We start from the raw sequence: 662 nt of genomic DNA on the forward strand, positions 1-662 counted from the left end.
GTCATATTGAAAATTGGAGCGGAAGACGGGATTCGAACCCGCGACCCCAACCTTGGCAAGGTTGTATTCTACCACTGAACTACTTCCGCAAGACATGTATGAGTTATTTTATTAAAAGTGCGGGTGAAGGGAGTCGAACCCCCACGCCAAAGGCGCTAGATCCTAAGTCTAGTGCGTCTGCCAATTCCGCCACACCCGCATRTTTYATTAAAAATGGTGAGCCATGAAGGATTCGAACCTTCGACCCTCTGATTAAAAGTCAGATGCTCTACCAACTGAGCTAATGGCTCTTAATGGCTGGGCTAGCTGGATTCGAACCAGCGCATGACGGAGTCAAAGTCCGTTGCCTTACCGCTTGGCTATAGCCCAATAATTAAGAATGGTGGAGGGGGGCAGATTCGAACTGCCGAACCCGAAGGAGCGGATTTACAGTCCGCCGCGTTTAGCCACTTCGCTACCCCTCCGACATATATGGTGGAGGATGACGGGATCGAACCGCCGACCCCCTGCTTGTAAGGCAGGTGCTCTCCCAGCTGAGCTAATCCTCCATTTTGCCTGGCAACGTCCTACTCTCACAGGGACAAGGTCCCAACTACCATCGGCGCTAGAGAGCTTAACTTCCGTGTTCGGTATGGGAACGGGTGTGACCTCTCTGCCATCAT

At 52.0% G+C, this 662-nt stretch carries 6 tRNA genes and 1 rRNA gene; all 7 read right to left on the bottom strand.

The features are described from left to right. Positions 1-14: 14 nt before the first annotated feature. Positions 15-89 (bottom strand) — tRNA-Gly (locus ASE54_RS33265). 29 nt (positions 90-118) lie between these two features. After that, positions 119-199: transfer RNA gene (locus ASE54_RS33270), tRNA-Leu, on the bottom strand. Positions 200-214: 15 nt separating this feature from the next. Continuing rightward, a tRNA-Lys gene (locus ASE54_RS33275) sits at positions 215-290 on the bottom strand. A 4-nt stretch (positions 291-294) separates the two neighbouring features. Beyond that, a tRNA-Gln gene (locus tag ASE54_RS33280) sits at positions 295-369 on the bottom strand. Between the two features lie 11 nt (positions 370-380). Then, positions 381-464: transfer RNA gene (locus ASE54_RS33285), tRNA-Tyr, on the bottom strand. 8 nt (positions 465-472) lie between these two features. Then, positions 473-548, bottom strand: a tRNA-Val gene (locus tag ASE54_RS33290). A gap of 5 nt (positions 549-553) precedes the next feature. After that, a 5S ribosomal RNA gene (rrf, locus tag ASE54_RS33295) occupies positions 554-662 on the bottom strand; the annotation flags it as partial.

It is taken from the genome of Bacillus sp. Root131 (genome assembly GCF_001429475.1).
Classification (GTDB): Bacteria; Bacillota; Bacilli; order Bacillales; family Bacillaceae_G; genus Bacillus_A; species Bacillus_A thuringiensis_S.